Annotated in this window: 7 protein-coding genes; 1 reads left to right on the top strand and 6 read right to left on the bottom strand. The window is 65.0% G+C overall.

Annotated elements, in window-relative coordinates; translation table 11 throughout:
- Nucleotides 1-457: 457 nt before the first annotated feature.
- The 5 genes from U1708_RS20235 to U1708_RS20215 are packed head-to-tail and all read right to left on the bottom strand — an operon-like array spanning nucleotide 458 to nucleotide 7,867.
- On the bottom strand, nucleotides 458-3,691 hold the full coding sequence (locus tag U1708_RS20235) for an efflux RND transporter permease subunit (RefSeq protein ID WP_332748077.1): 3,234 nt from the start codon (nucleotides 3,689-3,691) through the stop codon (nucleotides 458-460).
- The gene (locus tag U1708_RS20230; protein ID WP_332748075.1) at nucleotides 3,688-4,851 is read right to left on the bottom strand and encodes an efflux RND transporter periplasmic adaptor subunit; all 1,164 of its coding nucleotides are present in this window, start codon (nucleotides 4,849-4,851) and stop codon (nucleotides 3,688-3,690) included. The genes U1708_RS20235 and U1708_RS20230 overlap by 4 nt, the downstream gene beginning before the upstream one ends.
- Nucleotides 4,848-6,107, bottom strand: coding sequence for a TolC family protein (locus U1708_RS20225; protein WP_332748074.1), 1,260 nt, complete (start codon nucleotides 6,105-6,107; stop codon nucleotides 4,848-4,850). The genes U1708_RS20230 and U1708_RS20225 overlap by 4 nt, the downstream gene beginning before the upstream one ends.
- 51 nt (nucleotides 6,108-6,158) lie before the next feature.
- Nucleotides 6,159-6,500: a hypothetical protein gene (locus U1708_RS20220; RefSeq protein WP_332748073.1), complete on the bottom strand. Its 342-nt coding sequence runs from the start codon at nucleotides 6,498-6,500 to the stop codon at nucleotides 6,159-6,161.
- Between the two features lie 41 nt (nucleotides 6,501-6,541).
- Complete coding sequence (locus tag U1708_RS20215) at nucleotides 6,542-7,867, bottom strand: MFS transporter (protein ID WP_332748071.1); 1,326 nt, start codon at nucleotides 7,865-7,867, stop codon at nucleotides 6,542-6,544.
- 87 nt (nucleotides 7,868-7,954) lie between these two features.
- On the opposite strand from U1708_RS20215, the gene U1708_RS20210 reads away from it, so the two are divergent.
- Nucleotides 7,955-8,224 (top strand): metal-sensing transcriptional repressor, encoded by a 270-nt coding sequence (locus tag U1708_RS20210; protein WP_332748070.1) that lies wholly within the window; start codon nucleotides 7,955-7,957, stop codon nucleotides 8,222-8,224.
- On the opposite strand, the gene U1708_RS20205 is transcribed toward U1708_RS20210, so the two are convergent.
- On the bottom strand, nucleotides 8,194-8,373 hold a 180-nt coding region (locus U1708_RS20205; protein ID WP_332748069.1), incomplete at its 5' end, for a hypothetical protein. The genes U1708_RS20210 and U1708_RS20205 overlap by 31 nt on opposite strands.

The following is an 8,373-nucleotide window of genomic DNA, read 5'->3' as shown; positions in this document are numbered from 1 at the left end:
TAGAACAGCGCCCCCTGCGCCACCTGCCGACCCATCATGTCCGTGATCCCCCTACCGCCTTGCAGGAGTGAATCACGCCCTCGTCACCGTCGCAAGCAGTCGTTTTTCAACAGCCTCGACCGGTTTTGACACCTAAAACGGTTCTCGCGCTTTGAGCCGGTCAACGAACTCGCTCATCTGACCGTCAAGCGCTGCTAAGCGTCCAACCGATCGATATGATCGAACGCTGTTAAAATCGGACAGGCGCCTTCCGAACCGGAACTGCACTCGCGCGTGAGCCGGCGAAGCGAGGCGAGTATGTCGATGCGTTCATGGCTACAGCGAACTGGTCGTCGGCCGATCACCGGTTCGCGCAGGCGGTCGCCTCCGATCACGTCTAGCGATTGCGAGCTATATATTCCGTAAAAGCCTTCGCCCCCGGCACCGCATCTGCGGCGCCGGGGGCTTTATCCCAGACCTAGACCGGCACGGTGCCCGTCGTCGCATGCCCTTGCGCCCTGCGGCGTCCGATGCGCGACACCCATGCGGTGATCGCCGGCAGTACCAGCAACGTCAGTGCGGTCGACGTGATGAGACCACCGATGACGACCGTCGCCAACGGCCGTTGCACCTCCGCGCCGGTGCCGGTCGCCAGTGCCATCGGCACGAAGCCGAGCGAAGCCACCAGCGCGGTCATCAGGACCGGACGCACCCGCTCCATCGCGCCATCGGCGATGGCCTGATCCTCGTCCTCGCCGTCTTCCCGATGCTTTCGGATCGCGCTCATCATCACGAGGCCATTGAGAACCGCGACCCCCGACAATGCGATAAACCCGACCGCCGCGGTAATCGAGAAGGGGATGCCGCGCAGCAACAGTGCGAAGACGCCCCCCGCCAGCGCCATCGGCACCGCGCTGAAGACGATCAGGGCAGGCATGAAGCCCCCGAGCGCGAGGTAGAGCAGCGCGTAGATCGCGAGGAAGCAGATCGGCACGACGATCATCAGCCGCAGCCGCGCCGATTGCAGGCTTTCGAACGTGCCGCCCCACGCGGTATACATGCCGGACGGGAGCTGCATCTGCCCGATCTTCGCCTGTGCCTCCTCGACGAAGCCACCCAGATCGCGGCCGCGCACATTGACCTGGACAATCACCATGCGCTTGCCGTTCTCGCGGCTGATCTGGTTGAGCCCTTCGGTGTAGCTGAACCGGGCGACCTCACGCAGCGGGATAGATCGGGCCACCTGACCATCAGCTGCCGGCAGCATGACGGGGATCGATCCCAGCGCATCGACATCGTCGCGTTGCGCGTCGGGCAGGCGGACCACGACCGAGAAACGCCGATCGCCCTCGAACAGCAACCCCGCCTCGCGACCGCCGAGCGCGGCCGAGACCGTATTCGCCACCTCCTCGACGGTGAGCCCGTATCGTCCGACCGCCTGTCGATCGATCTTCACGTCGAAGGTCGGCGCACCGTCGGTCTGCTCGGCACTGACGTCGGCTGCGCCGGGAATGGCGCGCACCGTCGCGGCAATCCGCTGCGCCTGCTGCGTCATCTGGTCGAGGTCGTCTCCGTAGAGCTTGATCGCGACGTCGGACCGGACGCCGGCGATCAGCTCGTTGAAGCGCATCTGGATTGGTTGCTGGATCTCCGTCCGGTTGCCGATCAACGGCTTCATTCGCTCTTCGATCCGGCGGAGGATGTCGGCCTTGCTGTGAACGTCGGCCGGCCATTCGCTCTCCGGCTTCGGGATGACATAGGTATCAGATGCGTTGGGCGGCATCGGGTCGGTGCCGAGATCGGCGTTACCATTCTTGGAGAACACCAGTGCTACCTCGGGAAGGGTCTTTAGCGCATTCTCGATCTGAAGCTGCATCTGCGTCGACTGGTCGATTGATGCCGAGGGCACGCGGAAGTTGGTGACGGTGATGTCCTTCTCGTCGAGCTGCGGCATGAACTCCTCGCCGAGCAGCCCGAAGCACAGCACCGCCGCGACGAAGACGCCGACCCCGCCAAAAATGAATGGCATGGGGCGACGGATGGCCTTGGCGAGCGCCGGGGCATATTTCGCCTTGAACCAGCGGATCGGCCGCACTTCCGTCTCGCTGACGCGCCCGGTGATGACGATCGCCAGCATGGCCGGCACGAAGGTCAGCGACAGCACGAACGCGGAGGCGAGCGCCACCATCAGCGTCACCGCCATCGGCGAGAAGGTCTTGCCCTCGACGCCCTGGAAGGTGAGCAACGGCACGAAGACGAGGAAGATGATGAGCTGGCCGAACACGGTTGGCCGGATCATCTCCTTTGCGGAGGCGATCGTTACTTCCAGCCGCTCCGGCAGAGTGAGCAGCCGGTCTTCCTTCTGCTGACGCTCGGCAAGATGCCGCAGCGCGTTCTCGACAATGATGACCGCGCCATCGACGATCAAGCCGAAGTCGAGCGCGCCGAGGCTCATCAAATTGCCCGATACCCCAAGCCCGTTCATACCCGCCGCAGTCATCAGCATCGTGATCGGGATCACGGCCGCGGTGATGATCGCGGCGCGGACATTCCCGAGCAAAAGGAACAGCACCACGATGACAAGCAGCGCGCCCTCGATCAGGTTCTTCTCGACGGTTGCGATCGTCGCGTTGACCAGCTTCGACCTGTTGTAGACCGCTTCCGCGAACACGTCGGGCGGGAGCGCCTTGTTTATCTGGGTCAGCTTCTCTCCGACTGTCGTGGCGACGATCCTGCTGTTGTCACCGACAAGCATCAGAACGGTCGAGATGACTGCCTCTGCCCCCATCCGGCTGCCGGAGCCGGTGCGTACCGCACCGCCGATCACGACCTGACCGACGTCCTTCACGCGGACGGGCACGCCGTTACGGGTTGCGACGACGGCCTCCTGGATATCCTCGATCGATTTCAGGCGTGCATCAGCGCGGACCAGAAAGCTTTCCCCCGCGCGCCGGACGTAGTTCGACCCGGCGGACAAGTTGGCGCGTTCGAGTGCGTCCGCGAGCGCCGTGATCGAAAGGCCGTAGGAGGCGAGCGCATTGAGGTTCGGCTCGATCAGGTACTGTTTGACGTAACCGCCATTGGAATCGACGCCGGCGACGCCCTTCACGGTCCGCATCTGCGGCCGGATGATCCAGTCCTGCACCGTGCGCAGATAAGCCGCCTTGGCCAGTTCTGTGGTCAGCCGCTCACCCTCAGGGGTGAGGTAGCTGCCGTCCGACTGCCAGCCGGGTTTGCCGTCGACGGTCTTCACGCCCTTGCCGTCCGGATGCCGGAAGGCGACCGAATAGAAGAAGATTTCGCCGAGACCGGTGCTGAGAGGCGCAAGATTGGGTTGCACGCCGGCAGGCAGGCTGTCGCGCGCCTGGGCAAGGCGTTCGGTCACCTGTGCGCGGGCAAAATAGATATCGGTCGCGTCGGTGAAGACAGCCGTCACCTGGCTGAAGCCGTTGCGCGAGAACGAGCGCGTGATCTCGAGGCCAGGGATACCGGCAAGCGCCGTCTCCACCGGGAAGGTGACCTGCTTCTCGATATCGACCGGCCCGAGCGTGGGCGCGAAGGTGCTGATCTGCACCTGTCGGTTGGTGACGTCGGGGACGGCATCGATCGGCAGCCTGGTGATCTGCCACGCACCAAAGCCGATGACGAGGAGGGTGAGGAAGGCGACCAGCCAGCGCAGATGCACCGAGGTCGAAAGGATGCGTTCGATCATTCGCCGCCTCCCGCATTCTTCTCCAGCTCGGCCTTGAGCAGGAAGGCGTTGATCGTCGCGATCGGCGTGCCTGCCGCGAGGCCATCGGCAATGGCGACCATGCCACCCGACCGACTGCCGATCCGGATCGGTCGCGCCTTGAAGCCGGTCTTTGTGCGGACGAAGACAACGCTCTGCTCCCCGAGGGTCTGGATCGCGTCCTGCGGCACCATGATCCCGTTCCGCGCCGCACCTGCGGTCGCCAGGATGCGCGCCTGCACGAGCTGCCCCGGCGACAGGGTGCTGGTGCCCGCGGTCGGCGTCACCACAATCGTCGCGGCGCGGGATTGCGGATCAACAACTCCTGTCGCCGCGCGGACGCGGCCTTCGATCGTCTGACCGTCATTGGTGGTCAGCGTCACCCGGTCGCCGGTACGAACGCGGGAGGCATCTGCTGGGGGCACGCTGGCGGTGATCTGAAGCCGGCGCGGATCGGCCACGCGGAATAGCTCGGTCTCGGCCGCCACGAACTGACCCAGATTGGCTGCCGCACTCGTCACGCGCCCCGACACGGGACTGATGACCGCAACGGAACGGCCGTCGCGTGATACGCGCGCGGCGCCCGCTGCGGCACTCGCACGACGCGCATCGGCCTGTGCAACGGCGAGGCTCGCCTGCGCGGTTTCGAAGTCGGCCCGCGGGCTGACGCCCTGGTTGAGCAGCGTGCGTTCGCGGGCGAGCTGCCTTGTGGCGAGCGTGACGCGCGCCGATGCCGCCTCGCGGTCGGCCGCGATCTGCGAAGCATCGCGGCTTTCGACCAGCGCAAGCGTCTGCCCGGCGTGGACGGGATCGCCGATCCGCGACAGGATGCGCGTGACGGTGCCCGGCGCGCGCGCGGTCAGGACAGCCTCGGCATCTGGCATCGCCTCGACCGTGGCGGAGGCGAGGATAGCCGCATCCACCTCGCCGGTGTCGGCAGGAGCGACCGTGATCTGCGACGTCGCGACCCCCTGCGGCGTCATCGTCACCGTATCGACAGGCGCGGCCGGCGATACCGCTGCGGTAGCGGAAGCGGGTGCAGGGGTTGAAGATTGGGTAAGGCGCGCAGCGCCGAAGCCTAGAGCCGCAGCGGCGACCAGCCCGATGGCGGTCCCGGTGTAAAGGCGATTCCTGTCGGTCATTGGACCGGTTCTCCGGTGATGGTGAGGCCCTGAAGTCGGGCAAGATTGGCGCGGGCATCGAGCCGTGCGATGGCGGCATCCAGGATGACGCCCCGGGCAGCGCCGAGGTTGTGGCGTGCGGCCAGCAGTTCGATCAGCGGCGACTTGCCCGCCTCATAGGCGATCCGGGCAAGTCGATACCCCTCGTCGGCGGTCCGCATCGCGCGTTCGGCCGCTGTCGCGCGGCGATCGGCAGCCCCAACAAGCGCCAATGCTGCATGGGTTCCGGCCTCGGCATCTAGCCGGGCGGCAGCGGCCCGAGCCTCTGCACCCTGAAGATCCGCGCGCGCAGCGGCGATATTGCCGCGATTACGATCGAAGAAAGGCAGCGGGACCGAAACGCCCGCGACGACGGCGGGTCCGCTTGCGACGCGAAGCTGGCGCAAACCGAGCTGCGCCGTGACGTTCGGGATCGCGAGGCGCTGCTGCACCGTAACCGCTCGCGCTGCGGCCTCCCGTTCGGCGTCGGCGACGCGCACGGTCGTCGCTTGCATCGGATCGATCGGCCCCGTGATGGGCCGGCTATCGAGGCGATCAAGCAGCGATTCCGATATGCCGGTGAACGGCGTGGCCACGCCGGCCAACGCCGACAGACGGGCAAGTGCCGCGGTCTTCTGTGCGCGCGCAGTCTCCAGGTCCGCTTCGAGCGTGTTCAGTTCGGTTTCGGCCTGCACTTGGCGCAGGCGTGCCTCCTTGCCGGCACCCACAAGCGCGCGGGCGACTTTAAGGTCGGCCGTAGCTTCTTCGACTTCGTCTTCGGCGAGAGCGATGCGACGATCGGCGATCTCGGCGCTTGCATAAGCACGCGCCAGCTCGGTTGCGTAGAGGAGGCGTCCGTCCAGGTTGCGTGCCTCGGCCGCAACGATACCAGCTTCACCGGCAGCGATGCGCGACGATCGTTTCCCGCCCAGCTCGATCGGCTGATCGATCTGGAACGTCGTCTGCTGCTGATTGCGGGCGTTGTTCGACAGGTCGCCGGCGAAGTTCTCGGCGTAGACGTTGATTGAAGGATTCGGACGCGCGCGTGCCTGCTCGGCAATACCACGGGCACGCGCGACATCGGCATTGAGGATGGCGACACGCGGCACGTCGCGTGTCTGGTTCAGAAGCTGCGCAAAGGGCGGCGCGGTCTGTGACCATGCCGCGACCGCAGGCCACAGCACCGCGAGCGTGCCGGCGAGCGCATATCCGCGTCGCCGGCGATATTGGCCGTTCATAATGATGGTCCTTCCGGGAAGTTGAGTGTCGGCGACGAGCGCCGGCGAGCTTCAGCTTTGCGGAGGTCTCAGCAGCTCGGCAGGATCAATCCCGCTGCGAAGCCATGCATTGAGCATCGACCAGTTCCGGTCGGCGATCACGGCCGCAATCGGCGTCGCGAAAGGTCCGGCAATCGACACCCATTGACCCATTGCGTGAGCGAGCAAATGGATCGGAGCGTCAGGATCTGCCTTGTCTGTAGGCGCGTGGTCGTGTTCGACCGAGGCGACATGGATGGCATCGTCGTCATGGACGATCGCGTTGTGCCACCCCGAAACGGCGATGATACCGAACAGCGCAATAACGACGAGGAAGGCGCCGAAAAATGCTGAATGGGAGCGACGCATTGCCATCGAGCCAAGGGTAGGCTGCACGCCAGATATCGGCAAGCGCGTCACTTAGCCGGCCACTTTGGATGTCGCCGGTCGATGACATAGGCGTGATCGCCTTTTTCATGTTCGCGCAAATGGGGATCATCGGCATCAAAGTCGCCATGCTCATGTGCGATGACATCCGGGTCGTTCGCCGGCCACAGCATTAGCGCGGCTACGACGCCGATCGCGGCGACCAAGGCCATACCGCCAAACGCCGCGGCCATGCCGACGTGCGCGCCGAGCTGCCCGACCAGCGGATAACAGATCAGCCAGCAGACATGGCTGAGTGCGAACTGCGCCGCGAACAACGCGGGTCGATCATCCGCGTTTGCGGAGCGGCGCAGCAACCGCCCCGATGGCGTGACGCTTGCGGAATAGGCGACACCCAGAATAAGCCATCCGACGAGCAGGACATGCCAATATGCCGGTCCCGGCGTCATCACCGTGGTGATCGCCGCCAGGGCACCAAGCGCGAGCGTCAGAACGGCTGCGGCGATCATCATCACCGTACGGTCGGCGATACGGTCGAGGATGCGAGGCAAAGTGACTGCGGCGGTGATCGATCCGCCCCCGAAGGCGGCAAGAGTGAACGCGACGTCGCGCTGGTTGAGTCCCATGCCACGCACGATGACTACGGTGTTGACGATTACCATCGCGCTCGCCGCGGCAGACGCCAGCGTAAGCGCCAGCAATCCACGCAGCCGGGGCGTCCTGAGATAGATACGCGTGCCCCGCGTCGTCTTGTCATAGATGCCACCCTGATCCTCGACAGGCACCGGGCGGGGCAGAACAGTCGAGACGACGAGCAGCGCCGAAGCGACGAACCCGATCGCCGTTCCTGAGAACAGCCAGTGGTAGCTCATCACAGTGAGCAGTCCTGCCGCCAGGATCGGACTGGTCAGGCTCTCCATGTCGTAAGCGAGGCGCGAGAGCGACAGGGCGCGGGTGTAGTCGCGTTCTTCTGGAAGCACGTCGGGGATCGTCGCCTGGAAGGTCGGCGTGAACGCTGCCGACGCCGATTGCAGGACGAAGATCAGGACATAGACTTCCCAGATCTGGTTCACGAACGGCAGGCAGATCGCGACCGCGGCGCGGATCATGTCCATGCTGACGAGCAGCGCGCGCCGGGGCACCCGGTTGGCGAACGCACCGGCGATCGGCGCAACCCCGATATACGCGACCATCTTGATCGCGAGCGCGGTCCCCAGCACCGCGCCTGCGTTACCGCCCACGATGTCATAGGCCAGCAGGCCGAGCGCCACAGTCGCAAGGCCAGTGCCGATCAGTGCGATGATCTGCGCGAGGAACAGATGCCGATAGGTTCGGTTGGCGAGGACGCTGAGCATGGATGCCGCATATCCCCCAGGGGGGATAGAGTCTATCCCCCCTGGGGGATACTCGACAGATATGGCATACAGGTTCTACAGAGCGACATGGCCCATAACGCTCACACCAGTCACCCGGCGATCATCAAGCGGCTGAACCGGGCTGCCGGTCATCTGCGCAGCATCGTTGGGATGATCGAGGAGGAGCGGCCCTGCGTCGATATCGCGCAGCAGCTCCAGGCGGTCGAGAATGCTATTGCCAGCGCCAAGCGGGCGCTCATCAACGACCACATCGATCATTGCTTGGTACATGCCGAGGAAGGCGAAGGGCCGCAGCATGCGATCGATCAGTTTCGGGCGATCTCGAAATACTGGTGACGGAAGGCGGTATTGATGGTGTCAAAACCGACCGAGACCGTTGAAAAAGGCCTGCGCGAAATCGGCGTGGCGGATGTTTGGTGACGCCGGACACCGGAGGATGCGCCGCGTATCAGGCCGGCGCGGCCTGCCGGGCCAGCAGCTGAAGG

Origin of the sequence: Sphingomonas arabinosi, from assembly GCF_036663715.1 — a bacterium.
Taxonomy (GTDB): Bacteria; Pseudomonadota; Alphaproteobacteria; order Sphingomonadales; family Sphingomonadaceae; genus Sphingomonas.
Note: the sequence above shows the minus strand (reverse complement) of the source record. Positions and strands in the feature narration are given on the sequence as shown.